Here is a 25,483-nt window from a genome sequence, read left to right as displayed (position 1 = left end):
AACATAGCTTGGGCCAGAAAGTCAACCCTATCTCATTAAGGCTGGGAATCGTTAAAACCTGGGAATCCCGGTGGTTTGCCGGCAAGAAGTATGCCGATTACATTTTTGAGGACTACCAGATTCGCAAGTTCATCAAGGAGAAGCTCCACCACGCCGGTGTTGCGAAAATTGAAATCGAACGATCCACCCGGCGGGTTCGACTGCGGATTTTTACGGCGCGCCCTGGCATCGTCATCGGCAAAAAGGGCTCGGAGATTGAAAAGCTCAAGAAGGCGCTTGAAGGGCGCGTGAGCCAGGAAGTGCTGATCGACATTCAGGAAATCAGAAAACCTGAGGTGGACGCGCAGCTGGTTGCTGAAAACGTGGCCATGCAAATTGAACGTCGCGTGGCGTTCAGACGTGCCATGAAGCGTGGGGTTTCCTCGGCCATGCGATTCGGTGCCCAGGGCGTCAAGATTATCTGCTCGGGTCGTCTGGGCGGTGCTGAAATGGCCCGTACGGAATGGTACCGTGAAGGCCGGGTGCCGTTGCACACCCTGCGGGCCGATATTGACTACGGTATCACCGAAGCCCGCACCACTTATGGAATCGTCGGGATCAAGGTGTTTGTGTTCCATGGCGAGATTCTCAAAAAGGATAAAGCCGAGATCAGTGGATAGGCTTGTGGGAGATACGAAATGCTGAGCCCGAAAAAGGTTAAATATCGTAAGAGTCAAAAGGGAAGAATGAAGGGGGCCGCCTACCGTGGCAGTGATCTGAATTTTGGAGAATTCGGATTGCAGGCCATCGATTGTGGAAAGATATCGTCAAAGCAGATCGAGGCGGCACGTATTGCCATGACGCGGCATGTAAAGCGTGGCGGGAAAATCTGGATCCGTTTGTTTCCTGACAAGCCTTTCACAAAGAAGCCTGCCGAGGTCCGCATGGGTAAGGGTAAGGGCGCTCCCGAGGGTTGGGTCGCCGTCATCCGGCCGGGTCGGGTGCTCTATGAAATGACCGGCGTCAGCCGGGAAATGGCCAAGGAGGCGCTTCGCCTGGCCGCCCACAAGCTTCCCATTAAAACGCGGTTTGTGGAGAGGAGCGAGCTATAATGAAAGCGACCGAAATCAGAGACCTCAGTACTGATGAAATTCAGCAGAAGGTCGCGGACCTGAAGGAAGCCCTGTTCAATCTTCGGTTTCAACATGAAATCGGGCAGTTGGAGAATCCCAAGAAGATTGGGGAAACCAAAAAGGACATTGCCCGCTTGAAAACCATATTGAACGTTAAGACCAACCCTATAAAAAAAGACTAAGATGCGGTCATGAAAAATCGTGGAATAAGAAGACAACTCACCGGTACTGTGGTTAGCGACAAGATGGATAAAACGGCCGTTGTTCAAGTCGAGCGGTTGGTTAAACATCCACTGTATAAAAAATACATCCGACGACGCAATAAATTTGCCGCCCACGATAAAGACAACAGCTGCAACATCGGGGACAAGGTGTTGATTACTGAATCTCGACCCATCAGCAAGCTTAAACGGTGGCGCGTTACCGAAATTATCGAAAAAGCCGTATAGCGACAAAGGACGATAAACATGATTCAGGCCGAAACAAAATTAACGGTGGCGGACAACTCGGGTGCGCGTGCGGTATACTGCATTAAAGTTCTGGGGGGGTCCAAAAGACGGTATGCGGGCATTGGCGACATTATCGTGGTTACGGTGAAAGAAGCGATTCCCAACGCCAAGGTAAAAAAGGGCGATGTTCTCAAGGCCGTCGTGGTCAGAACCAAAAAAGAGATTCGCCGGCCCGATGGATCGTATATTCGTTTCGACGACAACTCTGCAGTGTTGATTAACAGCCAGCGTGAACCCCTGGGAACCCGTATTTTCGGGCCAGTGGCGCGGGAGCTTCGTGCCAAACGGTTTATGAAAATCGTATCACTTGCACCCGAGGTGCTCTAATTCAAGACCTCGCGTCGTGGAGAAAACGAAATGATCAAAGACACTATCAAATTGAAAAAAGATGACAAGGTGAAGATCATTGCCGGCAAGGACAAGGGAAAGGTCGGCAAAGTCCTTAAAGTCATCGGCAAAAAGAACCGTCTCCTCGTCGAGAACATCAATATTGTCAAACGGCACACCAAGCCCAGTGCACAGAACAGACAAGGCGGGATCCTTGAGAGCGAAGCACCGATTCACTGGTCCAACGTGATGTTGATGTGCAGCAAATGCATTGAACCGGTGCGGGTGAAATCGAAAACCCTGGACGACGGCAAGAAGGTCCGCATCTGCAGCAAATGCAGTGAAATCATAGATGCATAGGGCCAGCTAAAAGGGAGGCTCTCGGAGGATTATCATGTCACATCTCAAGACCTACTACAATGAAACGGTGGTGCCGAAGCTGAAGGAATCCTTCAATTACACCAATCCCATGCAGATCCCTAAAATCGAAAAGATTGTTCTGAACATGGGGTTGGGTGAAGCGATTCATAACATCAAGATCATCGATTCGGCGGTTGATGAACTCAAACAGATTTCCGGTCAGCAGCCCGTGATCACTCGGGCAAAAAAGTCCATTGCTGCTTTCAAACTGCGTGAAGGGATGCCCATCGGCTGCATGGTCACGCTGCGAAAAACGCGTATGTACGATTTTCTAAATAAGCTGATCAATGTCGCGCTGCCGCGTGTCAGGGATTTCAGGGGGATCTCCGGCAAAGCCTTCGACGGCTCCGGGAATTATTCCCTGGGGATCAAGGAACAGCTGATATTTCCCGAGATAGACTATGATAAAATAGACAAAATCAAGGGGTTGAACATCAGTATTGTCACAACGGCAAAAAGTAACGAAGAAGGCAAAGCACTCCTCAAATTGATGGGAATGCCTTTCAAGAATTAATAAAGCCTGGTGGTTACAAGGAGAGAGCATTGGCGAAGACATCACTCAGACAGAAGGTTAAAAGGAAACCGAAGTTCAGCGTAAGGGCATACAACCGCTGCCCGATCTGCGGAAGACCCCGGGCATTCATCCGGAAATTCGGCATCTGCCGCATCTGCTTCCGTAACCTGGCTTCCCAGGGCAGACTCCCTGGCGTTGTAAAGTCCAGTTGGTAATCACCAAAATTTAAATCGATTAACTATTTAGAGTAGGAAACAGCGATGAGCGATCCGATTGCCGATATGTTAACCCGCATCAGGAATGCCGGGAAGGCCAAACACAACAGTGTTGACATTCCCGGGTCGAAAATAAAAACAGAGATCGCCAAGGTTCTCAAAGAATCGGGCTACATCCGGAACTACAAGTTTCTCAAGGATGGGAAGCAGGGTATTCTTCGCGTCTATCTCAAGTATACGGACGCACAGAAACACACCATCATTAATGTTGAACGGATCAGCAAGCCCAGCCGGCGAACCTATCTCAATGCCAAGTCTGTGAATCCTGTATACAACGGCTTGGGAATCGCCATCATGTCTACCTCACAGGGGGTGATGACGGATAAGGCGGCCAGGGAAAAAAATATCGGCGGTGAAGTGCTCTGTACCCTCTGGTAGGCAGTCAATATAAAACGGTATACTCTTGATCCGGAACCAACCCTGGTTGTTGACAGGAAGTAAAAATGAGGTGCGTTAAATGTCTCGAGTAGGCAAGAAAGAAATTAAGCTCCCCGAAAAAACCAGTGTCGATTATAAAAACCGAACACTGGTGGTAAAGGGCGAGAAGGGGACCTTGACCCGGACCATCCACCCTGCGGTAGATTTGGCGATTAAGGATAATACGATCTCGGTGACCATCGAAAGCGAAGATCGTAAGACCCGTTCGCTTCAGGGACTGACCCGCAGTCTCGTAGCAAACATGGTTGACGGCGTCAGCAAGGGATTCGAGAGAACGCTGGAAATCAACGGCATTGGATATCGTGCGGAAATGAAGGGTAAATCCATCGTTCTAAACTTGGGTTATTCGCATCCCATTGATTTCCCGCTTCCGGACGGCATTGATGCCACCGTCGACAAAAACAACGTGATCAAGCTCAGCGGCATAGACAAGGAAAAAGTCGGACAGACCGCGGCATCGATACGTAAACTGAGAAAGCCGGAACCATACAAAGGCAAGGGTGTTAAATACGCCGAAGAGTATATTCAGCGCAAAGCTGGAAAAACCGGTACCAAATAACATCCGTCGACTTGGCGTTTCCTGACGGCACAAGCCGGTGAACAGCGGCCACTAAAGGAATTGAAAATGGGTTCAACAAACGAAAAAAAGAAGATCTGGCTGAAACGTAAAAAAAGAATCAGTAAAAAAATCATCAGCACGGTTGACAGGCCCAGGCTGACTGTTTTTAGGAGTGCCAAACACATTTACGGCCAGATTGTCGACGACACCACCGGGACCACGATCGTCGCTGCAAGCACCACCGAAAAGGCAGTGAAAGATCAGCCCGCTTTCGAAAACAAAGTCGCCAGGGCGGTTTTTACCGGTAAGCTGCTTGCGCAACGGGCCATTGACAAAGGCGTTAAGAAGGTCGTTTTCGATCGTAACGGTTTCCTGTATCATGGCCGCATCAAAGCCCTATCCGACGGAGCCCGGGAAGCCGGGTTGGATTTCTAGTACACACCAGTTAAGGAGGCAAAGCCTTGTTCAAGCAAGACACAGAAGAAAACCAACTGATCGACAAGGTCGTTCATATCAGCCGTGTTGCTAAAGTGGTAAAGGGTGGCCGCCGTTTCAGTTTCAGCGCTATCGTTGTTGTGGGAGACGGTGAGGGCAGTGTCGGATACGGCCTCGGAAAAGCGGGGGAAGTTCCGGAAGCCATCCGAAAAGGTGTGGAAAAGGCCAAAAAGACCATGGTCAAGGTGCCTCTGAAGGAAGGGACGCTTCCCTTCAAGGTTATCGGTAAATACGGCGCCGGCCGGGTGATGTTGAAGCCGGCATCAGAAGGTACCGGCGTTATTGCCGGTGGTGCTGTTCGTGCCGTGCTCGAGGCGGTGGGGGTCCAGAATATCCTGACCAAATGCATGGGGACCAACAATCCTCACAATGTCGTCAAGGCCACCGTGGATGGTTTGAAACAGCTGGAGAGCATCGAATCGGTTGCCGCCCGGCGTGGACTAAAGGTCCAGGATTTGAAATAAGGATAACGAACCATGAGTGGAATGCTGAAAATCACGTTGGTAAAAAGCATGATCGGACGGCCCGAAAAACATCGAAAGGTGCTTCGGGGAATGGGCCTTACCAAGCTTAATCGCACCGTTGAACTTCAAAATACCCCTTCCGTTAGAGGAATGGTAGACAAGGTATCCCATCTGGTGGTTGCCGAGGAGAAATAACCAATGAGACTCAACGATTTGGCCCCTGAAAAGGGCCAGCGAAAAGCAAGAAAAAGAGTTGGACGGGGCGTAGCGTCGGGTTCCGGAAAGACGGCGGGCCGGGGCAACAAAGGTCAGAATTGCCGTTCCGGCGGCGGTGTGCGGCCCGGTTACGAGGGCGGTCAGATGCCGATTCACCGTCGGCTTCCGAAGCGGGGATTCAAAAACCATTTCAAGAAAACGTTTGCGATCATTAATGTTCAGGATTTGAACCGGTTTGACGCCCAGTCGGTCGTTGATGAAGTCGCGCTGATCAAAATCGGGCTGGTAAAGGGCGATCGTGACGGAATCAAAATTCTGGGCAAAGGGGACGTGGGCGTACCCGTGACGGTTCGGATCAACAAAATCAGTGACAGTGCCAGAGAAAAAATCGAAACCGCTGGCGGAAAGATAGAGGTCATCTGATCATGGTTGGCAGCGGATTCGGAAATATATTCAAAATTCCTGAGCTCAAAAAACGCATTCTGTATACGCTGGCTCTGCTTTTCGTATACAGAATCGGTGTGCATGTGCCGACGCCAGGGATCGATACCGTCGCACTGGCTTCCTTTTTCGCCAAAATGGAAGGAACCATTTTTGGTATCTTCAATATGTTCTCTGGTGGTGCGCTGGAACAGCTTTCCGTATTCGCTTTAGGCATCATGCCCTATATCAGTTCCTCCATTATCCTGCAGTTATTGACTGTTGTGATCCCGCATCTGGAACGGCTGAAGAACGAGGGGGAACAGGGGCGCAAGAAAATCACGCAATACACCCGTTACGGCACGGTCGTATTGAGTATCATCCAGGGGCTGGGTATCAGCATCGGACTCGAGAGCATGACCTCGCCCGGCGGGGCTGCCATTGTAATCGCTCCGGGTTGGGGCTTCCGGTTGATGACGGTGTTGACCCTGACTGCAGGGACCGCTTTTATCATGTGGCTGGGTGAGCAGATCACCGAAAGGGGGATCGGCAACGGGATCTCCTTGATTATTTTCGCCGGAATTGTCGCGCGGATGCCGGCAGCCATCATGAACACCTTCCGATTGATGTCCACCGGTGAAATGAACATTTTTTCCATTATCGTCCTTATGCTTCTCATGGTTCTTGTCATCGGCTTTATTATTTTTGTCGAGCAGGGGCAACGGCGGATACCGGTACAATATGCCAAGCGGGTTGTCGGACGTCGCATGTATGGCGGGCAGAGTACGCACCTGCCGCTGAAAATCAACACATCGGGTGTCATCCCCCCAATCTTCGCATCATCGATCATTATGTTTCCGGCCACCATTGCCAGTTTCATTACCGTTCCGTGGATGAAAGCCATCGCTGACTCGATGCGGCCGGGTAATTTGTTTTATGAACTTCTATATGTTGGATTTATTTTCTTTTTCTGTTACTTTTATACGGCGGTGACCTTCAACCCGGTCGATGTTGCCGACAACATGAAAAAGAATGGTGGTTACATTCCCGGCATCCGCCCCGGAAAGCGGACGGCGGATTATATTGATCGTGTACTGACGCGAATTACACTGGGAGGCGCTATCTACGTGTCAGCGGTTTGTGTACTCCCTTCCATTCTGATCAGCCGTTTCAATGTCCCATTTTATTTCGGGGGAACGGCATTGTTGATTGTGGTTGGGGTTGCCATTGACACCGTGGCCCAAATGGAGTCGCATATGCTGACCCGGCACTACGAAGGCTTCCTGAAAAAAGGCGGAATTCGCGGACGGCGCTGACGCCTGGCAGGTCGGTTTACCATACGCGGGCAGGGTAGAATACACCAATACAACACGAAACGCAGGAGAGTGGAATGCCGAAGGAAGAGGCCATCAAAGTTGAAGGCATCGTTTTGGAGACTTTGCCGAACGCGATGTTCAAGGTCGAACTGGAAAATAAACACCAAGTCCTGGCACACATTTCCGGCAAAATGAGAATGCATTTTATCAAGATTCTTCCCGGTGACAAGGTCACGGTAGAACTTTCGCCTTACGATCTCACGCGGGGGCGAATCACGTATCGTTCAAAATAAGGTTTCCAACACCGCATTTAATCCAATTTCCCGCGGTACGAAGGAGTTAATGATGAAGGTCAGAGCATCCGTTAGAAAGATTTGCAGCAAGTGCAAAATTATCAAGCGCAAGGGCGTCGTTCGGGTTATCTGCGATAACAAGAGACACAAACAGAGGCAAGGTTAGAGGAGGCTGAACTTTGGCAAGAATCGCTGGTGTAGACTTACCTAGGCGTAAACGGATTGAGATCGGTCTGACCTATATTTACGGTATCGGAAGAACCGCTTCCAATCGGATCCTTAGCAAACTAAAGATCGATCCGAATACCAATACAGACGATCTTTCCGAAGCTGAGATCAACAGCATTCGTAAGGTAATCGATAATGACCTCAAGGTAGAAGGGGAGCTTCGCACGGAAGTTTCCATGAACATTAAACGGCTTATGGATCTCGGCTGTTATCGCGGCCTCAGGCATAGACGTTCCCTGCCGGTACATGGCCAGCGGACCAGTACCAACGCCAGAACCCGGAAAGGCCCGAAACGGTCTGCAATCAAGAAAAAGGGCGCTGCCAAAAAGTAATCCATTACCTGTCAGGACAAAATAAATGCCTAGAAAAACGAAGACCAAGAAAAAAGAAAGAAAAAACATCTCCAGCGGGGTTGTTCATATTCAATCTACGTTCAATAATACAATTGTCACCATTACCGATTCTATGGGGAACGTGGTTTCATGGTCCAGCGCCGGTATTCACGGGTTCAAGGGCTCAAGAAAAAGCACGCCTTTCGCCGCCCAGATGACTGCCGAGGACGCAGCAAAAAAAGCGATGGAGCATGGCATGAAAAGTGTTGAGGTGTATGTGAAGGGGCCCGGTTCCGGCCGTGAATCAGCACTTCGTTCCCTTCAGGCCGCGGGTTTTAACGTTGTTATGATCAAAGATGTCACCCCCATTCCCCATAACGGTTGCCGGCCGCCGAAAAGAAGACGGGTGTAGCCGGTTCGCCGCTGCTGTAACCAAAAAGAAGCGCGCCACGCTACGGTCTGAATATAAAAGGAGGACGAATTGGCACGATATAGAGGCTCCGTCTGCAGGATATGCAGACGTGAAAATATGAAATTGTTTTTAAAGGGCGACCGCTGCTATTCTGACAAATGTGCATTTGACAGGAGAGGCTACGCTCCCGGACAGCATGGGCAGCGTCGTCGCGGCAAGCCTTCTGATTATGGCATTCAGCTCCGCGAGAAGCAGAAGGTTAAGAACACTTACGGTCTCTCTGAAAAACAGTTCAGACTGTTTTTTGAAAAAGCCGACCGCAAAAAAGGCATTACCGGAACAAATCTCCTGGTCCTTCTCGAACGTCGCTTGGACAATGTGGTGTATCGACTCGGTTTCGCCAACTCAAGAACGCAGGGGCGGCACTTCGTCAGGCACAACCATTTTCAGGTTAACGGAAAACGTGTCAATATCCCTTCCTTCCTGGTAAAAGTGGGCGACACGGTTGAGGTGGCCGAAAAGAGCAGGAAGGTGCAAGCCATCATCGACTCCCTTGATGCGGTCGTCAGAAGAGGGTTGCCCCAGTGGATGGCCGTTGAAAAAGAGAACTTCAAAGGCGAGATTAAAAGCTTCCCAGTTCGCGAAGACCTTACTCTACCGATGCAGGAACAACTCATTGTCGAGCTCTACTCTAAGTAAGAAACAGGATTTCTCTTAAGCTCGGTTAACGATGGGACGTAGTACTGCATTGATTTTAAAATCCTTTTGGAGAAAATGTAATGGTTAATAACGAACTTATGTACATGAACTGGCGTGAAATGATCAAGTCCGATAAAGTTCGTGTCAACAGCACCGACTCCTACGGAAAGTTCGTCTGTGAACCCCTGGAAAGGGGGTTTGGTATCACTTTGGGCAACTCCTTGAGAAGGACTATACTTTCTTCTTTATACGGTGCTGCCATTGTATCCGTCCGGTTCGAATCTGTGGAACATGAGTTCAGTGTCATCCCCGGGGTGAATGAGGACGTGTCGGAAATCATATTGAACCTCAAAGAAGTCCGGTTGAAAATGGACGATGTCTCACCCCGGACCATCCGGATTGATGTCTCTGGAGAAGGTGCGGTTACGGCAGGGGCCATTACCAGCGATGACGGGCATGTCGAGATTTTGAATCCAGATCACCATATTGCGACCCTCACCGGTGAGGGGAGTTTAAAAATGACCATGGTTGTCAAGGTGGGCAAAGGATACTCGCTGGCCGAGGCCAACAAGGACGAGGATGCACCGATCGGGACCATTCCCATTGACGCCGTATTTTCTCCGATCAAACGGGTCAATTATGTGGTGGGTAATGCGCGGGTCGGGCAGCGCACCGACTATGACAAGCTCACGCTTGAAATATGGACTGATGGAAGTGTTTTGCCCGAAGATGCCGTTGCATACAGTTCAAAAATTCTGAAAGAGCAATTAAGTATTTTCATCAATTTTGATGAAGATTCTGAACCGCAACACGATGGCAGTGATGACGAGTCTGAAAAGCCCGCATTTAATGATAATCTGTATCGAAGCGTCGAGGAATTAGAATTGTCGGTACGAAGTGCCAACTGCCTCAAGAATGCAGAGATCCTGAAAATTTATCAGCTTGTTCAGAAAACCGAGAACGAGATGCTCAAAACCAAAAATTTCGGCCGAAAATCCCTAAATGAAATTAAGGAAGTGTTGTCGGAAATGGGACTCTCGTTGGGAATGAAGCTCGACAGCTTTGTCCCGCCTGAAGAAACTGTCGAAGAAGGGGAGTAAACGTTCCAATGAGACACAGAAAAAGCGGTGTAAAACTCAATCGAACCACCAGCCACAGGCAGGCGATGTTCAGAAACATGGTGACCTCGCTGCTGAAGCATGACCGCATCAAAACCACCGAGGCAAAGGCCAAAGAGCTTCGGCGATGGGCGGACCATATCGTCACCCTGGCCAAACGGGGCGACCTTCATGCCAGGCGCATGGCAATGGCCATCGTTCGTGAAAAAGACGTCGTCCATAAAATTTTTGAAGAGGCGACCGACCGCTTCGGAGCGATCAACGGGGGATATACGCGCATCATTAAAATCGGCCGTCGCGCCGGCGATGCGGCAGCCATGACCCTCGTCGAACTGGTCAGTTCAGATGACGCCAAACCGGTGAAGAAGAAAAAGAAAACCACCAAAACGGAGGCTAAGCCCGCTGCTAAGGTGCAACCGGTCGGGCAGGACGCCGCGGCGGGAGAAGATAGCGGTGAAGCGGATGTGGCCGACAGTTCCGGCGAGGATGCGACCCTTGCTGCGGATCCGGTCGCGACCGAATCCCATCCAGCCGAACCCGCTGAAGGAGCCGCCGGCGCCGACGATGACGCCAAAGGGTCCGCAGAATCGGACGGAACGGAAAAATAATAGGCCCCCACCTGATTTGCTTTTTTAAGGCCCTGCACCTGCAGGGCCTTTTTTAATTGATGAAACTCTTTGACTTTTCCCTCATGTTTCTATAGGGAATAACGGTTTCGATTGTCAGTATAGGTTCATTCGAAAGCGGGGGAAAACAGGTATTTCCATATCTGGGACAACATCGCTGCTTGCCTGGATGCCTGACATCGTTACCGGCACGCTCTCATCGTTTCAATTGCCCGTCGCCTATTGCTCAAAGCAGACGGTAACGAGGCATTCGTTTCACCGGGTCCGGTTTGGCCAAAAAATTTCTATCTCATGGTGAAATTCGATCCGTTTCAGCTGGTTTGATGCGCTTTATTGATCGTATTGATTTTCATTTGATGAATCTGCTTTAAAAGTTTTTCTTGACTTAAAAAATAAGTGGCTGTTAAGTAGCTGTTAAGTAGCTTTTTGGGCGATCGGTTTTATCAACTGCGGGGGAACAAAAGGAGGGGCCGGATGATTCGAAACAGGAAAATTAAAATTGTTTGTGTGATGTTGGTGGTTATTGGTTTGTGGTTCAGTCCCGGTTTTGCGAAAAAACCTTCTCTGGATGCTTGGAAACCGAGCTTTGACCCATCCGGAGCAAAATACAAATGCATTGTTTCCAATGTTTCGCATCCCGTTATTAAAGGTGTTTACGCCGGCTTTGCGATTCGCGATGAGTTGTGGAAGCGGACCAACGGCCAGATTTACCTCGACTACAAACCGTTTTCCATGCTCGGCGGTGAAGTGGAAGTGCTCAATCAACTGCAGATGGGCGCGATCCAGGGAATGGGCGTCAGTTCCGTTGCCGCAACGAACCTCGGACCCCGTTTCGGGTTGATCAATCTTCCATTTCTGGTCAATTCGTTTGACAAACTGGATAAATTCGTAGGATCCGGAAAGTTGTTCGATCACTACATGATGGCCATGGACCATCAGGGAATCATGGGATTGGATATCACCGGGTATGGGAATTACGGATGGGCCACGACCTCACCCGTTACCAACATCAAGGAAGCCAAAAAAGTAAAATTCAGGACTGCCGAGGCGGCCGTTAACCAGCTCTTTTACAAAGAGTGCGGTTTCAACCCGGTTGTCATGCCATGGCCGGATGTTCCGGTGGCCTTGAAACAAGGGGTGATCACCGGTTTGGACCACACCCCCATGGTCTGTAATATCACCAAGAAGTTTGAGGTGTGCAAGTATTATACGTACCTTGACTATGCCCAGGGACTTTTCATCTGGATCTTCAACAAGGCCTGGGTGAACCGTCTGCCGGCTGATCTGCAGACGACCTTCAAGGCCGTGGTCCATGACGTTTGCGCGCAGATTCGCGAACAAACCAAAGTTCAGGAAGCCGTACAGATCGCCAAGGCATCCAAAGCCGGAATCCTGTTTTACAGCTTGCCCGAAGAAGATCTGGGCTGGATCAAAAGTAAAGGCGATGCGGCCCATGTAAAATATGCCGAGGAGATTAACAAGCTTTATCCGGGCGATACGTACCGGCCCGCCAACTACCTGAAAGAGGTACAGGCCTTAATGGGATATACGCCCTGACACGATTGGGGTCAAGTCAACCAAAGGGGGCCGGCAATGCCGGCCCCCTTGCATATATAAACTTCGTTCGATAGGGTCATGTTTATGACAAGTAACTCGATCTATCCGCTTATTTTCACAATCACGGCTGTGATTTTTTCTTCTCTTCTCTTTTTATTTCCCTATGGCCGTGAGCGCAAGTCATCTGTTTTAACGACCATTGACCGATGGCTTTCCCGGTTTGAAGAGTGGACACTGCTGATTAGTGTCGGCGTTGCCTTGATCGCCCTGTTTTTAAACGTGGTCCTGCGCTATGGATTCAATTACACTCTCGCATGGTCGGAAGAACTGGTTCGTGAGGTGATTATTTACACGACCTTCATCGGCTGTTGTGTGGCCGTCAAAAATCGATCGATGATCAAGATCGATGCCTCGGTGCAGTTGCTTCCAAAATTAAAACCGGTGCTGACCCATTTCAGCAATGGGGTCATTTTAATTTTTTCGACATTGATGATGTACTACGGATGGCAAATGGCAGCACTGCAGGCCAGAACTTTTCAGAAAACCTTGATCCTTCAGATACCGCTGGTTTACCTGTACGCTATTTTACCGCTCACCGGGGTCCTGATGTTTTTAAGGACCCTTCTCGTCATGCACCATGACGTCACGCAATCCCGAGTTGATGCCTGAACCAATCCCGACCCAAGGAATGGCAATCCCAAGGAGCCTATCGATATGCAGTTGAGCGACATCATCATAATGCTGATCCTGCTGGGGTGTATGGCCACTTATATCCCCGTCTTCATGTGCCTTTTTTTTACCGCCGTTCTCGGATTTTTACTGTTTACCGATCTTCCCCTGCTTTTGTTGTTTCAAACCATTTTCCGTAGCATGGATAATTTTGCACTGGTGGTGGTGCTGTTTTTCATTCTATGCGGAAACATCATGACCGCCGGGTCAATTGTCGAAAAGTTGATCAAAGTGGCCAATGCCCTGGTCAGCTGGCTGCCCGGTGGGCTGGGAATGGCCGGTGTGCTTGCCTGTGGACTGTTCGGTGCCATCTCCGGTTCAACCGTCGCCACCGTCGTCGCCTTAGGCGGATTCATGATTCCGGCACTGTTGGACAATGGTTACCCGGAAAAATATACGTTGGGGCTCATGACCACATCACCCAATCTTGGGGTGATCATTCCGCCGAGCATTGGTATGATTCTTTATTCCATGATCAGCAATGTCAGTCTCGAGGGACTGTTTCTGACCGGATTTATACCCGGCATGCTGATCATGTCCCTGGTGTGCCTCTATTCATATCTTTTCTTCAGAAAGAAAAAAGAGATTGTGCGGATGCCGGTTCCGTCGTTCAAGGATACCATTGCCGTGTTCAGGGAGGGCTTCTGGTCCCTGATGCTGCCGGTGATCATTTTCGGCGGCATTTTTTCCGGCGTCTTCACCGCCAACGAGGCGGCCGTGGTCGCCTGCATCTATGCCTTTATTGTGGAATTGTTCATCCACAAGTCCATGAAAATCAGCCAGGTCAAACAGATTACCGTCAATTCGGCGGTCACTTCGGCGACTCTGCTGATCATCGTTGCCGGTGCGACCTGTTTCGGCCGTTTGCTGACCCTGGAAGACATACCCGGCCGTATTACGGAAACCGTTCTTTCCGCCATCACATCGCCGGTGCTGTTCCTGGTTGCCATGAACGCGCTGTTGCTGGTTGTCGGTATGTTCATGGACATTATTTCGGCCACCATGATCCTTGGCCCCGTGTTTCTCCCCATGCTGGATGCATTCGACATCAACTGGATGCATTTTGGGCTGATCATGACGGTGAATCTGGCAATCGGCTACTGCACGCCGCCCATGGGGGTCAGCCTGTACATTACGGGGGCGATTGCCAACCGGGATTTGATCTATGTCTCCAAGGCCGTGGCACCCTTTATTTTCATTCAGATTGTTGTCCTTCTGCTGATGACCTTTTTCCCCGATGTGGTGTTGTGGTTTCCTAAAATGATGGGGTTTATATAAGTTTATGTTCCCCATCATCTGAAAAACCTTCGAACTTGAAACCTTCGAAGGTTTTTTTTTGCTCAGGCAGAAGGGATGATTGCCGTCATTCTCGCCGTCGGCCTAAAGAGAAGGGGAAACCATTTTTAGCGCCCCTGTGCCCGGTAGCCCAATTCCCTGGATAGATCGGCGGTGGCTTTGAGAATTCCCGTCAGGCAAAAAGACCGGTGCTCAGCATCCCGGAAGCGGATTTCCGGGATCGCCAGGCTGATGGCACCAACCAGCAGGCCCTTATGGTCGAATACCGGTGCGCTGATCGAGCCTATTCCCGGGTTTCGTTCCTCCAGACTGAGGGCATACCCCGTGGAACGAATGTGCTGGATTTCCGTTTCCAGTTTAGTTTTTTCAGTGATCGTGCTGTCAGTGAGCGCCTTTAATTTGGCCCGCTGGAGGTAGGTGTCGAGGAAGGTCCGGCTGGAATAGGCCAGCAGGCATTTGGAAGATGCGCCGGCATGCAGCGGGGAACGGCTGCCGACGGGCATGCTGGCTTTCAGAGGCTGAAACGATTCCAGTGTGTCAATGCAGATGCGCTCATGGCCATCGATGACATTGAGGTGAACAGTCTCCCGGGTTTGGGATAAAAGCCGCTGCATGTGAGGCGTGGCTGATCTCTTGACGGGAAACGCACTTTGGAGGGTATGCAGGAAATTGAAATATACGTGGCCCAGCCGATAGTGGCGGGTCGCCTGATCCTGCTGGACAAAGCCATACCCTTTGAGCGACTGGAGAATGCGCTGGACCGTTGCCGGGCTGAAGCCCAGATGTGCGCTCAATTCCCGAACCCCCCATGTGGGATGGTCGCTCTGGAAGGCGATCAGTATCTCAAGGGCTTTTTCGACGGCATTCATGGCTTTCCGATTGTCTCGTTATATAAAACACTGTTTTGTCTTTGTGGTGTGCCAACAAGGGGCCCGGCTTGTCAAGCCATTTCCGCTTTTTTATCGTGAAAATGGGGTGGGACGCGGGCCGGAATATTTTTTAAAAACCCGATCTGATCGTTATTTTTGCAGGAGGACCTTGAGATCCCCCCATGCAAAATTCTTGAAAAGGCGGGCATCGTCTGCTATAAACAAAACGCTGTTTTGTATGGCGAAACAACCGGCCTTTCTCACTATGGTTGCCATCCACCTGTTGCGACCAGCTGATGGATAACGGCTCGCGTCGGCCTGAAAGGAGATCTCATGGATTTTCAACTGAGCAAGGAACTGGAGATGCTTCGCAAGGCGGTGCGCGAATTCGCCACCAAGAAGATCGCGCCCAATGTGGACCAGTGGGACGAAGCGCACTACTTTCCATACAAAGAGGTCATCAAGCCCATGGGCGAGCTGGGGTTCTGGGGCACGGTGATTCCGGAGGAATACGAGGGCGAGGACATGGGCTGGATGGCGGCCATGATCGTCACCGAAGAGATTGCCCGGGTGTGCAGTTCGCTGCGGGTGCAGGTCAACATGCAGGTGCTCGGCTGCGCCTTCACGATTTTGACCTACGGAACGGAAGCCCTGAAAAAGAAGTACATCCCGGGGCTGTGCACGGCCGACCTGATCGGTGGCTTCGGCATCACCGAACCGGACGCCGGTTCGGATGTGATGGCCATGACCAGCACGGCTGAAGACAAGGGCGACCACTGGCTGCTCAACGGCTCCAAGACCTGGATTTCCAACGCGGAGGTGGCCGACGTCCTGATCTACTACGCCTACACGGACATCGACGCCGGTTCCAAGGGGCTGTCGGCCTTCGTGATCGAGCCCAAGACCTTCAACGGGGTCAAGACCACCCGTCTGGACAAGATGGGCTCGTTCAGTTCGCCGACCGGCGAGGTGTTTCTTGACAATACCCGGGTACCCAAAGAGAACATTCTGGGCAAACCGGGCATGGGCGCCAAGATCGTATTCGGTTCATTGAACCAGACCCGTTTGTCGGCCGCGGCCGGTGCGGTGGGCGTGGCCCAGGCCTGCCTGGATGTGGTATCCAAATACTGCAACGACCGCAAGCAGTTCGGCAAGCCGATCGGCCAGTTCCAGATGAACCAGGATATGGTGGCCCAGATGGCCACGGAGGTCGACGCGGCCCGCCTGCTGGTCTACAAGGCGGCCTGGGCCAAGGACCAGGGCCGGCTCAACAACGGCCTGGATGTGGCCAAGGCCAAATACTTTGCCGGAGAGGCGGTCAATAAGTGTTCCAATTACGCCATGCGCATCCTGGGGGCCTACGGCTACTCGACCGAGTACCCGGTGGCCCGCATCTACCGGGATACGCCGACCTACTACATGGTGGAGGGCTCGGCGAACATCTGCAAGTGGATCATCGCCCTGGATCAGCTGGGGTATCGCAAGGCCAACCGCTAAACCGTTTCACCCGGAAGAGGCATCTTGCGGCCCGGATCGGCGTTCTCACATGCTTACAATCCTCGACGCAGCGCTGCTACGCCTGCGGTTGCAAGCATGCTGCGACCTTGATCCGAACCTCGACCGACCACTTCCGAATAAAACGTTGCTTAAAGGGATCGGGGGATTGGTGCGAACAGAATTAGTATCTCCGACCTCTGACATCGGGATTGGGGGATCGTATCAGCTGAGTCGGTGCCGAAACGATTGATCCGTCTCCCAGCCTGCCGTTTCCAACCAAAACGTTGAAAGGACTTCATGCCGTGAGTGACGATATCGTCGAAAAAACAAAGGCCACCGGTTCGCTATATTTCAACGGGGTCGAAGGAGAAAAACCTTTCGAATTGTGGCGATCCTTTGATAAGTATCTGGGAAAGGATTTATCCCTTTTTATCACCGGCAAGCTTTATGCCCGGGAGAAGATTCCCCATCCGACACGGCAACTGGTTACGGTGGCCGTGTTGACCGTGTTGTCACGGCCTGAGGAACTCAAGTTGCACATCCAGGCGGCATTGAATGTCGGCTGCACGGCCCCGGAAATTGCCGAGGTGATTTTTCAAACTTTCACCTACGGTGGCATCCCTACGGTGAATACGGCTTTAAAGGTGCTCAGAGACGTATTGAAAGAGAGGGGCCAGTGGCCCATCGCTGAGTAAAGAATAGATTCTATTCCAAACACTTTAACCGATTGGGGAGTGAAACCATGAGACCGTATTTTGAAAAAATGCCGGTTTTTGGCCGAGAGATGAATGCCGGACAGATCAAGAGCGCTGAAGAGAATGTCAAGCAACTCCGGGAGGTCGAATCCAGTCTGAAAAAGGAAGCGGAAAAGGTCAAGCTGGCGGGATTCTCCGAAGAAAAGATAAACGCGCGCGGCCAGATGACCGTGTGGCAGCGGCTGAACTACCTGGTTGATCCGGGGACCTGGTGCCCCCTGCACTCCCTGTACAACCCGGAAGACAACGAGGAAGGCACCACCAATGTGGTGGACGGCCTGGGTAAAATCTCGGGGCGCTGGGCAGTGATCATCGGTTTCGACAACAAGGTCCTGGCCGGCGCCTGGCTGCCCGGACAATACGAAAATATCCTGCGGATCACCAACCTCTCCAAACGGTTGAACATTCCCCTGGTCTGGCTGGTCCACTGCAGCGGGGTGAAGCTGACCGAGCAGGAAAAATTTTACGCCGATCGCCGCGGCGGCGGCACCACCTTTTTCCGGCACGCGGAATTGAACCAGGCCGGCATCCCCATCCTGGCCGCCATTTATGGCACCAATCCCGCCGGCGGCGGATACCAGGCCATCAGTCCGACGGTCCTGTTCGCCCACAAGAACTGCAATATCGCCGTGGGCGGCGGCGGCATCCTCAGCGGCATGTCGCCCAAGGGATTTTTTGACGAAGAGGGCGCCGAGGCCCTTATCAATGCAGCCAAGCAGTTCAAAGCCAAACCGCCGGGGTCAGTGGATGTTCACTACGACGGCACCGGTTTTTTCAGGTATGTATACGAAGAAGAGACCCAGGTGCTCGACGGCCTGAAGGATTACATGAAGGACATCCCGGCCTACAACCCCAAGTTTTTTCGGGTGGCTGAGCCCAAAGCGCCCCTTTTCCCGGCCGATGACATATACCGCCTGGTTCCCTACAACCAGAAACAGATATACGACTTCGACCAGGTACTGGCACGCATCGTGGACGGCAGTGAACACATGGAATTCAAGCCGGGTTACGGGCCCGAGATATACGCCGGCCTGGTCAAGATCGATGGCTATCTGATGGGCGTCATCGGCAACCGCCAGGGGTGGCTGGGTGAAGGCTATCCCGAATATGCCGATTACCCCGGCATCGGCGGTAAGCTCTACCGTCAGGGCCTGATCAAGATGAACGAGTTCGTCACCCTGTGCGGGCGTGACCGGGTGCCGATCATCTGGTTCCAGGACACGTCCGGCATTGACGTCGGCGACATCGCCGAAAAGGCCGAACTGCTGGGTCTGGGCCAGTCCCTGATCTATTCGATCCAGTCCACCGATGTGCCCCAGTTGCTGATGGTGCTGCGCAAGGGCACTGCTGCAGCGCATTATGTCATGGGCGGGCCCACGGCCAACCGGCACAACGCCCTGACCCTGGGCGTGGCCACGACGGAAATATACGTGATGCACGGGGAGACGGCCGCCGCCGCCAGTTTCTCACGGCGGCTGGTCAAGGAGAAGAATGCCGGAAAACCCCTGCAGCCGGTGATCGACAAGATGAACCAGATGGCCCAGGAATATCACGATTATTCGCGGCCGAGCTATTGTGCCCGCAAGGGATTCGTGGACGAGGTGGTCAAAATGTCGGAAATCAGGCGCTATCTTTCCGCCTTTGCCGGCTGTGTCTACCAGAACCCCAAATCCATCTGCCCCCAGCACCAGATGCTGACGCCCCGGGTGATCAAAGGGTAGCGATCCTTCCATTGATACGATAAAAACGGGCGCGGCCACAGGTGCGGCGTCCGTTTTTTCGCCAGGGGGAACGATATCCCGCTTATGAAACTTCATCTCGGGCATCGTTTCACCAGTGCTCAAATCTCTATTGGATGGAACTGCACTGATTGAAAAATTACCAATCTCAAAGATCAAATCTCAAACAAAAACACCGAATGGGAAAATTGAACAAAACAACTGTTATTTTGAGATCTGGTTCGTAAAACGCACCCTACATCTACTGAGATGTTGAGTTTTTTTTGTCCATCGTCCAACATGCGCAGGCACCTGTTTGTCATTCGGACATTTTAATTGCTTTTCAACGTGTATGAAAACGCACAAGTTTCATCAGTGTTCAAGCCTCGTTCAACGGGGCTGCCCTGAATTCCTGAAACCCATTTCTTTATCAACGCCTTCCCGGAACAAACAGGTGTTTGCCTTCTTCGATGTGTTTCTTGGCCGTCCGTCGGTCAAGTCCGGTGATCCGCGCAACCGCTTCAATGGTCTGGTGCTGCTGGTGCAGCATGAGGCAATAGCCGGCGACCAGGGCCCTGGCAGTCATGTCCTGTCGCTGGAAACCCGTTTGCAGCCAGGCCGCCGGACTCGACGGTGATTCCGGCGGCATCGGGGTGTAGTCCTGTTTCATCAGAATGCGCCGTGCGGCCTGCTCAAGCTCGCGGACATTTCCGGGCCAGGGGTAGGCGAGTCCCGGTGTGTGGTGAATCTGCGCCTTTACCATCGACGTCAATTCTTTCGAAGGAACTCCGACGATCCGTTCAATGACGATCTGGAGAAGGTCTTGCAACTCGTTGGGATCTTCATGAATTCGCCGGGCCAGGGAGGGAACCACGATCAGGTCTGAACACAACCGGTAGAAAAAATCTTTTCTCATCGCCTGTCCGCCAAGCAGTTGTTCGGCCGGGAGGTTGGTGGCGGCAATGACCCGCCCTCGAAACGGCCTCGCCCGGTGGTCCCCCACCCGACGGAAAATGCGTTCCTGGATTACCTGGAGCAGCTTGATCTGGATAGGTTCGCCGACTTCGCCGATCTCATCCAGGAGAATGGCGCCAAAGGGACTGCAGCGGTCAAAGACCCCTTCGTAGTCCTCCACCGCGCCGGTGAATGCGCCCTTGCGGTGGCCGAATAATTCCGATTCGATCAAGGTTTCCGGGTATTGGGACAGATTGAGGGCGATGAACGAACGGGTAAAGCTCTGATCGAAGCATCCTTTTTTTTCATCGAACGGGATGAAGCCGGATCGGCCGATGGCCATGGCGGCCGTTCCTTTGCCACTGCCCGTTTCGCCGAGCAGCATGGTGGAAAAATCTTCCATGCGGTTCCACAGGTAACGGTGGTAAAGATCCATGTCGTGGGTGAAGACGTTGTTCCACAGGCTTTCCCGCAGCCGGCGCATGCTTTCGCTGCGTCCCTTGAGATGTTTGTCGATAAAGAAAAAAGCCCGGCGGAGCTGATAACACATGGCCAGATAGCGACGGGCCATTTCCCCGTCAAAGCCCCAGCCGATCAACAGGTCGATCACCGCCCCGGCAAAAGGCACCGGCAGGGAGCGGTCGCCGGCGTTCAACTGGTCAATGATGAGGCGGTCGAACTGGTCGGTAAATCGGTGAAAGAGGTCAAACAGGAAAGAGCTGGTCAGCAACTGCCGGTCGCGATGGCCATAGGCGGTGAGGGTTGCCCGGCCTGTCTCCTCGAGTCGCTGGATATGCCTGCGGACCCGGGCAAGGGTCTCCCCAAATCCACGCCGGTCGGTCCGGCCTGGAAAAAGACCCGCAATTTCCAAGTCCACGCGGCTTCGACGGTCACTGAAGGGATTGGCGTAGACCGCTTCGTGAACCAAGGCAAAGAAATCGCGTTCCGATGGGGTGAGCTTTTTCATGGGTAACTCCCGGTTGACCGGTTCGAACGGTGGCCGACGTGCTGTCGTCGTCATACAAAAAATGCATATCATATAATCAAAAAATGAACAATTGGTTCCGGTCGAATTGCATGGAAGGGGGGCGAAAACCGAATAATTCTATTGATTACAGTGGGTAATAATTAAATTTCAATTCAGGCACGGGATTTGATTAGACCCATTGCAACTGATCAACCGGTACCCGGCCCCTACTTTGCGCCGCTTGGATCGACAACAATCCGACCCTTCGGAGAAAAGGACCACGAGATGGAAAAACGAAGCAACGCCGTTTTCCCCAATTTACACCAGACTCAGTCAAAGACCCAAAAACCATTAGACCAGTCGGCATCTGAAGACCCACGGGGGATGTGGCGACTGCTGTCCACCCGGCGATTCGCACCCTTTTTCTGGACCCAGTTTTTCGGGGCCTTCAACGACAATGTGTTTAAAAATGCCTTGATGCTGACCATCGCTTTCCAGGCTGGTCAGCGGCTCTCCATGTCGTCCGATGTGGCGATTAACCTGGCGGCCGGTTTGTTTATCCTCCCCTTTTTCCTTTTTTCGGCCACCGCCGGACAGATTGCCGACCGGATGGAAAAATCGCTGCTGATTCGTCGGATCAAGGTGATGGAGATTGCCATCATGGCCTGTGCGGGGCTGGCATTCTGGACCGGCAGCCTGATGGTCCTCCTTGGCCTTTTGTTTCTCATGGGCACCCAGTCGGCGTTCTTTGGCCCGGTTAAATACAGCATCATGCCGGACCAGTTGAAACCGACTGAGATTGTCGGTGGAAATGCCCTGGTTGAAATGGGCACCTTTATCTCCATTTTGTTGGGCACCCTTTGCGGGGGGCTGCTGATTCAGATCAAAAACGGTCCGGCGGTTACCGGACTGGTGCTGGTGGGCATCGCCCTGGCCGGTTGGCTGGCAAGCCGCATGATTCCGGCCACGGCCGTCCATGCTCCCCGTCTGACCGTACGATGGAATCTGTTCAAAGAAACCCTGCGGACCATCGGTTATGCCCGCCGTGAGCGATCCGTCTTTCTTTCGATCCTGGGGATCTCCTGGTTCTGGCTGCTTGGCGCCGCCTACCTGACCCAGCTTCCCAATTTCACCAAAACCGTGCTGTCCGGCGGCGAAAGTGTGGTCACCTTGCTGCTGACCCTGTTTTCCATCGGTGTGGGGGCGGGGTCGCTGTTGTGCGAACGTCTGTCGGACAAGAAAGTGGAGCTGGGTCTGGTGCCCCTGGGGTCCATCGGGTTGAGCCTGTTCGGCCTCGATCTTTTCTGGGCCTGCCGGCTCCCCGACAGCGACGGTCTGCTGACGTTGTCCCGGTTTCTGGCTGTGCCCGGCAGCATGCGACTGATGATCGACTTCGTGATGATCGGTATTTTCGGCGGACTCTATATCGTGCCCCTGTTTGCCATGGTCCAGATGCGTACCCGACCCCGGGAGCGTGCCCGGGTGATTGCCGCCAACAACATTATCAACGCCCTGTTCATGGTGCTTTCCTCATTGGCCGGCGCCCTTCTTCTCGGCGCTGCCGGCATTTCCATCCCGGTTTTTTTTCTCATTCTTGCGATTTCCAATGCCGTCGTGGCCGTTTACATTTATTCACTGGTGCCCGAGTTTACCATGCGGTTTCTGGTGTGGATAATCACCCATACCATGTACCGGTTTCGCCACCGTGATTTGGACCGCATCCCCGAGGACGGTCCGGCCGTGCTGGTCTGCAACCATGTGAGCTACATGGATGCCCTTCTGATTATCGGCGCCTGCCGCCGGCCGGTGCGCTTCGTCATTTACGAGCCCATCTATCGGATGTTTCTGCTTCACTTTATCTTTCGGGCGGCCCGGGCCATCCCGATCGCTTCGCATCGCAGCAATCCGGTGGGGCTGAAAACCGCCTTCCAGGAGATTTCAGCAGCCCTGGAGGCCGGGGAAGTCGTCTGCATATTTCCAGAAGGCCAGTTGACGCGTGACGGCAGGGTGGGGGCGTTCAAGCCCGGCATCGAGCGGATCATCAGGACCAACCCCGTGCCGGTGGTGCCCCTGGCCCTGAAAGGGCTCTGGGGCAGCTTTTTCAGCCACAAAAACGGCCACGCCCTGACCCGTCTGCCCCAGCGTTTCTGGTCCCGCGTGGAGCTGGCGGCCGGGACGCCGGTGGCACCGGCCCGCGTGTCAGCATCAGAATTGCGGGAAACCGTCGTTGGCCTGTCCGGCGGTTTCCGGTGCCCGCACCCGTGACCCCATGGGGTGTTCATCTGACGCATGACGCTGGCGGTGCTTTTCATCCAGACCGGTTTTGAGTTATATACGGGTGAGACATGGCTGACCAATTGGGATGTGCACGGTTTTGTGGCCATGACCCCAAGCCATGTCGTCGGTTGTCTGTCGGCAGGGTTTTGGCGCCTTGCCCGAATGTCGGTCGCATCCATCAGGATAAAAAGTGCCCTACGGGCCGCTACCGCCAGCCGGTGCAAGCGGTGGCCTTTCGATCTTCGGCCCCGCCAGGCGCTGCCGGACACAAACAAACGATATCCCGGAGTGTGAATCGATGGTAAGAAACGCAGCTGCGTTGATGGCCCTGATAACCGCATTCCTTTACCTGATAACAGCGGTTGGGGCCACAGAAACGGAACCTGAAGAAATGGAAACCGAAGCCAGTGTCATTCTTCTTCACGGCATGGGCCGCACACGGCGGTCCATGGCCACGATGGCCAGCCGTCTGGCCGACAGCGGCTACCGGGTGGTCAACCTGGATTATCCGTCCACCGGCGCCAGCATCGAAACCCTGAGCGAGGGTGTTGTCGCCGAAACGGTCCGGGACTGCCGATTGGCGCACCCGTCGGCACCCGTTCACTTCGTCACTCATTCGCTGGGAGGCATTCTCGTCCGGCAATACCTGCAAACCCGCCGGCTGCCGCCGGGCAGCCGGGTGGTGATGCTCAGCCCGCCCAACCAGGGCAGCGAACTGGCCGACCTGCTCAAGGACTGGTTTCTATACCGCTGGATCATGGGGCCGGCGGGGCAGCAGCTCGGAACGGCGGAAGACTCGGTTCCCAATCGCCTGGGACCGGTGGATGTGCCCGTGGGCATCATCACCGGAGACAGCACGCTGGAGCCCTGGTTCTCCGCCCGACTGCCGGGACCCGACGATGGCAAGGTGTCGGTCGCGCGGGCCCGCCTGGCGGAGATGGATGACTTTCTTGTGGTTCATAAAAGCCACGGATTTATCATGAACGATACGCAGGTTATCGACCAGACCATCCACTTCCTTGAACACGGCCGGTTCAGGCATGATCACTAATCCCAGTCCAGGATCACCTTGCCCGACCGTCCGGAGCGCATCACATCAAACGCCTGCTGAAAGTCATCCACGCCGAATCGGTGGGTGATCACCGGCGATATGTCCAGCTGGCTCTGGAGCATGCTGGTCATCTTGTACCAGGTCTCGAACATTTCACGCCCGTAAATTCCCTTTAATTTAAGTCCCTTAAGGATGATCTGGGTCAAATCCAGGGACACCTCGCCTGTGGGGATGCCCAGGATGGCGACCTGCCCGCCATAGTTCATGGCCTGCAGCATGTCACTGAAGGCCTGGATGTTGCCGGACATCTCCAGCCCTGCATCAAAGCCTTCTTTCATGCCCAGCTGCGATGCGGTTTCGGCGATCGACGTCCGGGTGACGTTGACGGCCGCCGTGGCGCCCATTCGCGCGGCAATCTCAAGGCGATAGTCGTTGACATCGGTGATCACCACGTGCCGGGCGCCGGCATGGCGGGCGATGGCCACGGCCATGATGCCGATGGGGCCCGCGCCGGTGATCAGGACATCTTCTCCGACCAGGTCAAAGGAGAGGGCCGTGTGGGCGGCATTGCCCAGGGGATCCAGGATGGCGGCGATATCGTCGCTGATCGTCTCCGGCACATTAAAGACATTGGATGCCGGCACGCTGATGTACTCGGCAAAACATCCGGGCCGGTTGACGCCCACGCCAATGGTGTTGCGGCACAGGTGGCGCTTGCCGGCGCGGCAGTTCCGGCAGTGGCCGCAGGTGATATGGCCTTCGACCGACACCCGGTTTCCCACCTTGAGGCCCCGGACGTCGCTGCCGATTTCGGTGATGACCCCCACAAATTCATGGCCGATGGTCATGGGGGTGGGAATGGTTTTGCGGGACCATGGGTCCCAGTTGTAGATGTGGATGTCGGTGCCGCAGATGGCGGTCTTGAGCACCTTTATCAGTACGTCGTTATGGCCGATGCGTGGAAACGGCACCCGGTCCATCCAGATGCCCGTTTCGGGTTTCAGCTTGACGATGGCTTTCATGGTCTCCATGGGATTACC

Annotated in this window: 33 protein-coding genes; 30 read left to right on the top strand and 3 right to left on the bottom strand. The window is 53.2% G+C overall.

Features of this window, described 5'->3' with window-relative positions; all coding sequences use genetic code 11:
• The first annotated feature begins 8 nt into the window (after window positions 1-8).
• The 25 genes from rpsC to DSCA_RS10390 all read left to right on the top strand — a co-directional run bounded on the left by rpsC (window position 9) and on the right by DSCA_RS10390 (window position 14,337).
• Window positions 9-659: a 30S ribosomal protein S3 gene (gene rpsC / locus DSCA_RS10510; protein WP_155316394.1), complete on the top strand. Its 651-nt coding sequence runs from the start codon at window positions 9-11 to the stop codon at window positions 657-659.
• Between the two features lie 18 nt (window positions 660-677).
• Window positions 678-1,091 carry a 50S ribosomal protein L16 gene (gene rplP, locus DSCA_RS10505; protein WP_155316393.1) on the top strand — a complete coding sequence of 138 codons (414 nt, stop codon included), beginning with the start codon at window positions 678-680 and terminating at the stop codon, window positions 1,089-1,091.
• On the top strand, window positions 1,091-1,294 hold the full coding sequence (gene rpmC, locus DSCA_RS10500; protein ID WP_155316392.1) for a 50S ribosomal protein L29: 204 nt from the start codon (window positions 1,091-1,093) through the stop codon (window positions 1,292-1,294). Before rplP ends, rpmC begins: the two co-directional genes overlap by 1 nt.
• A gap of 9 nt (window positions 1,295-1,303) precedes the next feature.
• Window positions 1,304-1,561, top strand: a complete 258-nt coding sequence (gene rpsQ, locus DSCA_RS10495; RefSeq protein ID WP_155316391.1) for a 30S ribosomal protein S17 — start codon at window positions 1,304-1,306, stop codon at window positions 1,559-1,561.
• An 18-nt stretch (window positions 1,562-1,579) separates the two neighbouring features.
• On the top strand, window positions 1,580-1,948 hold the full coding sequence (rplN, locus tag DSCA_RS10490) for a 50S ribosomal protein L14 (RefSeq protein WP_155316390.1): 369 nt from the start codon (window positions 1,580-1,582) through the stop codon (window positions 1,946-1,948).
• A gap of 30 nt (window positions 1,949-1,978) precedes the next feature.
• Window positions 1,979-2,308, top strand: a complete 330-nt coding sequence (gene rplX, locus DSCA_RS10485) for a 50S ribosomal protein L24 (protein WP_231716439.1) — start codon at window positions 1,979-1,981, stop codon at window positions 2,306-2,308.
• Between the two features lie 34 nt (window positions 2,309-2,342).
• Window positions 2,343-2,882, top strand: coding sequence for a 50S ribosomal protein L5 (gene rplE / locus DSCA_RS10480; RefSeq protein ID WP_155316389.1), 540 nt, complete (start codon window positions 2,343-2,345; stop codon window positions 2,880-2,882).
• 29 nt (window positions 2,883-2,911) lie between these two features.
• A complete protein-coding gene (locus tag DSCA_RS10475) occupies window positions 2,912-3,097 on the top strand; it encodes a type Z 30S ribosomal protein S14 (RefSeq protein WP_155316388.1) in 186 nt (61 codons plus the stop codon).
• Between the two features lie 45 nt (window positions 3,098-3,142).
• Window positions 3,143-3,535, top strand: a complete 393-nt coding sequence (rpsH, locus tag DSCA_RS10470) for a 30S ribosomal protein S8 (protein WP_155316387.1) — start codon at window positions 3,143-3,145, stop codon at window positions 3,533-3,535.
• Window positions 3,536-3,614: 79 nt separating this feature from the next.
• Window positions 3,615-4,154 (top strand): 50S ribosomal protein L6, encoded by a 540-nt coding sequence (gene rplF, locus DSCA_RS10465; protein ID WP_155316386.1) that lies wholly within the window; start codon window positions 3,615-3,617, stop codon window positions 4,152-4,154.
• A gap of 66 nt (window positions 4,155-4,220) precedes the next feature.
• Entirely contained in the window at window positions 4,221-4,589 is a 369-nt protein-coding gene (rplR, locus tag DSCA_RS10460) for a 50S ribosomal protein L18 (protein WP_155316385.1), read from the top strand.
• Between the two features lie 26 nt (window positions 4,590-4,615).
• Window positions 4,616-5,113 (top strand): 30S ribosomal protein S5, encoded by a 498-nt coding sequence (gene rpsE / locus DSCA_RS10455; RefSeq protein WP_155316384.1) that lies wholly within the window; start codon window positions 4,616-4,618, stop codon window positions 5,111-5,113.
• A gap of 12 nt (window positions 5,114-5,125) precedes the next feature.
• Window positions 5,126-5,308 carry a 50S ribosomal protein L30 gene (gene rpmD / locus DSCA_RS10450; protein WP_155316383.1) on the top strand — a complete coding sequence of 61 codons (183 nt, stop codon included), beginning with the start codon at window positions 5,126-5,128 and terminating at the stop codon, window positions 5,306-5,308.
• Between the two features lie 3 nt (window positions 5,309-5,311).
• Complete coding sequence (rplO, locus tag DSCA_RS10445; RefSeq protein WP_155316382.1) at window positions 5,312-5,752, top strand: 50S ribosomal protein L15; 441 nt, start codon at window positions 5,312-5,314, stop codon at window positions 5,750-5,752.
• 2 nt (window positions 5,753-5,754) lie between these two features.
• Entirely contained in the window at window positions 5,755-7,065 is a 1,311-nt protein-coding gene (gene secY, locus DSCA_RS10440) for a preprotein translocase subunit SecY (RefSeq protein WP_155316381.1), read from the top strand.
• A gap of 74 nt (window positions 7,066-7,139) precedes the next feature.
• On the top strand, window positions 7,140-7,358 hold the full coding sequence (gene infA, locus DSCA_RS10435; protein WP_155316380.1) for a translation initiation factor IF-1: 219 nt from the start codon (window positions 7,140-7,142) through the stop codon (window positions 7,356-7,358).
• A gap of 49 nt (window positions 7,359-7,407) precedes the next feature.
• Window positions 7,408-7,524, top strand: coding sequence for a 50S ribosomal protein L36 (gene rpmJ, locus DSCA_RS10430; protein ID WP_456236723.1), 117 nt, complete (start codon window positions 7,408-7,410; stop codon window positions 7,522-7,524).
• 13 nt (window positions 7,525-7,537) lie between these two features.
• Window positions 7,538-7,918, top strand: coding sequence for a 30S ribosomal protein S13 (rpsM, locus tag DSCA_RS10425; protein ID WP_155316379.1), 381 nt, complete (start codon window positions 7,538-7,540; stop codon window positions 7,916-7,918).
• Window positions 7,919-7,943: 25 nt separating this feature from the next.
• A complete protein-coding gene (gene rpsK, locus DSCA_RS10420) occupies window positions 7,944-8,330 on the top strand; it encodes a 30S ribosomal protein S11 (protein WP_155316378.1) in 387 nt (128 codons plus the stop codon).
• A 69-nt stretch (window positions 8,331-8,399) separates the two neighbouring features.
• Complete coding sequence (rpsD, locus tag DSCA_RS10415; protein WP_155316377.1) at window positions 8,400-9,029, top strand: 30S ribosomal protein S4; 630 nt, start codon at window positions 8,400-8,402, stop codon at window positions 9,027-9,029.
• 80 nt (window positions 9,030-9,109) lie between these two features.
• Complete coding sequence (locus DSCA_RS10410; RefSeq protein ID WP_155316376.1) at window positions 9,110-10,129, top strand: DNA-directed RNA polymerase subunit alpha; 1,020 nt, start codon at window positions 9,110-9,112, stop codon at window positions 10,127-10,129.
• A gap of 8 nt (window positions 10,130-10,137) precedes the next feature.
• A complete protein-coding gene (rplQ, locus tag DSCA_RS33445) occupies window positions 10,138-10,755 on the top strand; it encodes a 50S ribosomal protein L17 (RefSeq protein ID WP_155316375.1) in 618 nt (205 codons plus the stop codon).
• 699 nt (window positions 10,756-11,454) lie between these two features.
• On the top strand, window positions 11,455-12,330 hold the full coding sequence (locus DSCA_RS10400) for a TRAP transporter substrate-binding protein (protein WP_231716438.1): 876 nt from the start codon (window positions 11,455-11,457) through the stop codon (window positions 12,328-12,330).
• Between the two features lie 84 nt (window positions 12,331-12,414).
• Complete coding sequence (locus tag DSCA_RS10395) at window positions 12,415-12,999, top strand: TRAP transporter small permease (RefSeq protein WP_155316373.1); 585 nt, start codon at window positions 12,415-12,417, stop codon at window positions 12,997-12,999.
• Between the two features lie 45 nt (window positions 13,000-13,044).
• Window positions 13,045-14,337, top strand: coding sequence for a TRAP transporter large permease (locus DSCA_RS10390; RefSeq protein ID WP_155316372.1), 1,293 nt, complete (start codon window positions 13,045-13,047; stop codon window positions 14,335-14,337).
• Between the two features lie 125 nt (window positions 14,338-14,462).
• Here the strand turns inward: DSCA_RS10390 and DSCA_RS10385 are convergent, their stop codons facing one another.
• Window positions 14,463-15,224, bottom strand: a complete 762-nt coding sequence (locus DSCA_RS10385) for an IclR family transcriptional regulator (RefSeq protein ID WP_155316371.1) — start codon at window positions 15,222-15,224, stop codon at window positions 14,463-14,465.
• A gap of 333 nt (window positions 15,225-15,557) precedes the next feature.
• On the opposite strand from DSCA_RS10385, the gene acd reads away from it, so the two are divergent.
• The 3 genes from acd (at window position 15,558) to DSCA_RS10370 (ending at window position 19,197) form a co-directional block, all read left to right on the top strand.
• Entirely contained in the window at window positions 15,558-16,721 is a 1,164-nt protein-coding gene (gene acd, locus DSCA_RS10380; protein WP_155316370.1) for a glutaryl-CoA dehydrogenase Acd, read from the top strand.
• 302 nt (window positions 16,722-17,023) lie between these two features.
• Window positions 17,024-17,416: a carboxymuconolactone decarboxylase family protein gene (locus DSCA_RS10375; RefSeq protein ID WP_155316369.1), complete on the top strand. Its 393-nt coding sequence runs from the start codon at window positions 17,024-17,026 to the stop codon at window positions 17,414-17,416.
• A 47-nt stretch (window positions 17,417-17,463) separates the two neighbouring features.
• On the top strand, window positions 17,464-19,197 hold the full coding sequence (locus tag DSCA_RS10370; RefSeq protein WP_155316368.1) for an acyl-CoA carboxylase subunit beta: 1,734 nt from the start codon (window positions 17,464-17,466) through the stop codon (window positions 19,195-19,197).
• 427 nt (window positions 19,198-19,624) lie between these two features.
• Here the strand turns inward: DSCA_RS10370 and DSCA_RS10365 are convergent, their stop codons facing one another.
• Complete coding sequence (locus DSCA_RS10365; protein ID WP_155316367.1) at window positions 19,625-21,115, bottom strand: sigma-54-dependent transcriptional regulator; 1,491 nt, start codon at window positions 21,113-21,115, stop codon at window positions 19,625-19,627.
• A gap of 285 nt (window positions 21,116-21,400) precedes the next feature.
• Between DSCA_RS10365 and DSCA_RS10360 the strand changes: the two genes are divergently transcribed.
• Together DSCA_RS10360 and DSCA_RS10355 are read left to right on the top strand one after the other, a co-directional pair.
• Window positions 21,401-23,380, top strand: coding sequence for an MFS transporter (locus tag DSCA_RS10360; protein ID WP_155316366.1), 1,980 nt, complete (start codon window positions 21,401-21,403; stop codon window positions 23,378-23,380).
• A gap of 310 nt (window positions 23,381-23,690) precedes the next feature.
• Window positions 23,691-24,443, top strand: a complete 753-nt coding sequence (locus DSCA_RS10355) for an alpha/beta fold hydrolase (RefSeq protein WP_197904770.1) — start codon at window positions 23,691-23,693, stop codon at window positions 24,441-24,443.
• Here the strand turns inward: DSCA_RS10355 and tdh are convergent.
• Window positions 24,440-25,474: an L-threonine 3-dehydrogenase gene (gene tdh / locus DSCA_RS10350; protein WP_231716437.1), complete on the bottom strand. Its 1,035-nt coding sequence runs from the start codon at window positions 25,472-25,474 to the stop codon at window positions 24,440-24,442. The genes DSCA_RS10355 and tdh overlap by 4 nt on opposite strands.
• Window positions 25,475-25,483 lie beyond the last annotated feature (9 nt).

Origin of the sequence: Desulfosarcina alkanivorans (assembly GCF_009688945.1) — a bacterium.
GTDB lineage: Bacteria > Desulfobacterota > Desulfobacteria > Desulfobacterales > Desulfosarcinaceae > Desulfosarcina > Desulfosarcina alkanivorans.
The sequence above is the reverse complement of the archived record's forward strand: the minus strand, read 5'-3'. Positions and strand labels throughout refer to the sequence as shown.

Coding starts and splice junctions, on each gene's coding strand:
- rplP (WP_155316393.1), top strand. CDS start 678: ATGCTGAGCCCGAAAAAGGTTAAATATCGTAAGAGTCAAAAGGGAAGA.
- rpmC (WP_155316392.1), top strand. CDS start 1,091: ATGAAAGCGACCGAAATCAGAGACCTCAGTACTGATGAAATTCAGCAG.
- rpsQ (WP_155316391.1), top strand. CDS start 1,304: ATGAAAAATCGTGGAATAAGAAGACAACTCACCGGTACTGTGGTTAGC.
- rplN (WP_155316390.1), top strand. CDS start 1,580: ATGATTCAGGCCGAAACAAAATTAACGGTGGCGGACAACTCGGGTGCG.
- rplX (WP_231716439.1), top strand. CDS start 1,979: ATGATCAAAGACACTATCAAATTGAAAAAAGATGACAAGGTGAAGATC.
- rplE (WP_155316389.1), top strand. CDS start 2,343: ATGTCACATCTCAAGACCTACTACAATGAAACGGTGGTGCCGAAGCTG.
- rpsH (WP_155316387.1), top strand. CDS start 3,143: ATGAGCGATCCGATTGCCGATATGTTAACCCGCATCAGGAATGCCGGG.
- rplF (WP_155316386.1), top strand. CDS start 3,615: ATGTCTCGAGTAGGCAAGAAAGAAATTAAGCTCCCCGAAAAAACCAGT.
- rplR (WP_155316385.1), top strand. CDS start 4,221: ATGGGTTCAACAAACGAAAAAAAGAAGATCTGGCTGAAACGTAAAAAA.
- rpmD (WP_155316383.1), top strand. CDS start 5,126: ATGAGTGGAATGCTGAAAATCACGTTGGTAAAAAGCATGATCGGACGG.
- rplO (WP_155316382.1), top strand. CDS start 5,312: ATGAGACTCAACGATTTGGCCCCTGAAAAGGGCCAGCGAAAAGCAAGA.
- secY (WP_155316381.1), top strand. CDS start 5,755: ATGGTTGGCAGCGGATTCGGAAATATATTCAAAATTCCTGAGCTCAAA.
- infA (WP_155316380.1), top strand. CDS start 7,140: ATGCCGAAGGAAGAGGCCATCAAAGTTGAAGGCATCGTTTTGGAGACT.
- rpmJ (WP_456236723.1), top strand. CDS start 7,408: ATGATGAAGGTCAGAGCATCCGTTAGAAAGATTTGCAGCAAGTGCAAA.
- rpsK (WP_155316378.1), top strand. CDS start 7,944: ATGCCTAGAAAAACGAAGACCAAGAAAAAAGAAAGAAAAAACATCTCC.
- DSCA_RS10410 (WP_155316376.1), top strand. CDS start 9,110: ATGGTTAATAACGAACTTATGTACATGAACTGGCGTGAAATGATCAAG.
- rplQ (WP_155316375.1), top strand. CDS start 10,138: ATGAGACACAGAAAAAGCGGTGTAAAACTCAATCGAACCACCAGCCAC.
- DSCA_RS10395 (WP_155316373.1), top strand. CDS start 12,415: ATGACAAGTAACTCGATCTATCCGCTTATTTTCACAATCACGGCTGTG.
- DSCA_RS10390 (WP_155316372.1), top strand. CDS start 13,045: ATGCAGTTGAGCGACATCATCATAATGCTGATCCTGCTGGGGTGTATG.
- DSCA_RS10385 (WP_155316371.1), bottom strand. CDS start 15,224: ATGAATGCCGTCGAAAAAGCCCTTGAGATACTGATCGCCTTCCAGAGC.
- acd (WP_155316370.1), top strand. CDS start 15,558: ATGGATTTTCAACTGAGCAAGGAACTGGAGATGCTTCGCAAGGCGGTG.
- DSCA_RS10370 (WP_155316368.1), top strand. CDS start 17,464: ATGAGACCGTATTTTGAAAAAATGCCGGTTTTTGGCCGAGAGATGAAT.
- DSCA_RS10365 (WP_155316367.1), bottom strand. CDS start 21,115: ATGAAAAAGCTCACCCCATCGGAACGCGATTTCTTTGCCTTGGTTCAC.
- DSCA_RS10360 (WP_155316366.1), top strand. CDS start 21,401: ATGGAAAAACGAAGCAACGCCGTTTTCCCCAATTTACACCAGACTCAG.
- DSCA_RS10355 (WP_197904770.1), top strand. CDS start 23,691: ATGGTAAGAAACGCAGCTGCGTTGATGGCCCTGATAACCGCATTCCTT.
- tdh (WP_231716437.1), bottom strand. CDS start 25,474: ATGGAGACCATGAAAGCCATCGTCAAGCTGAAACCCGAAACGGGCATC.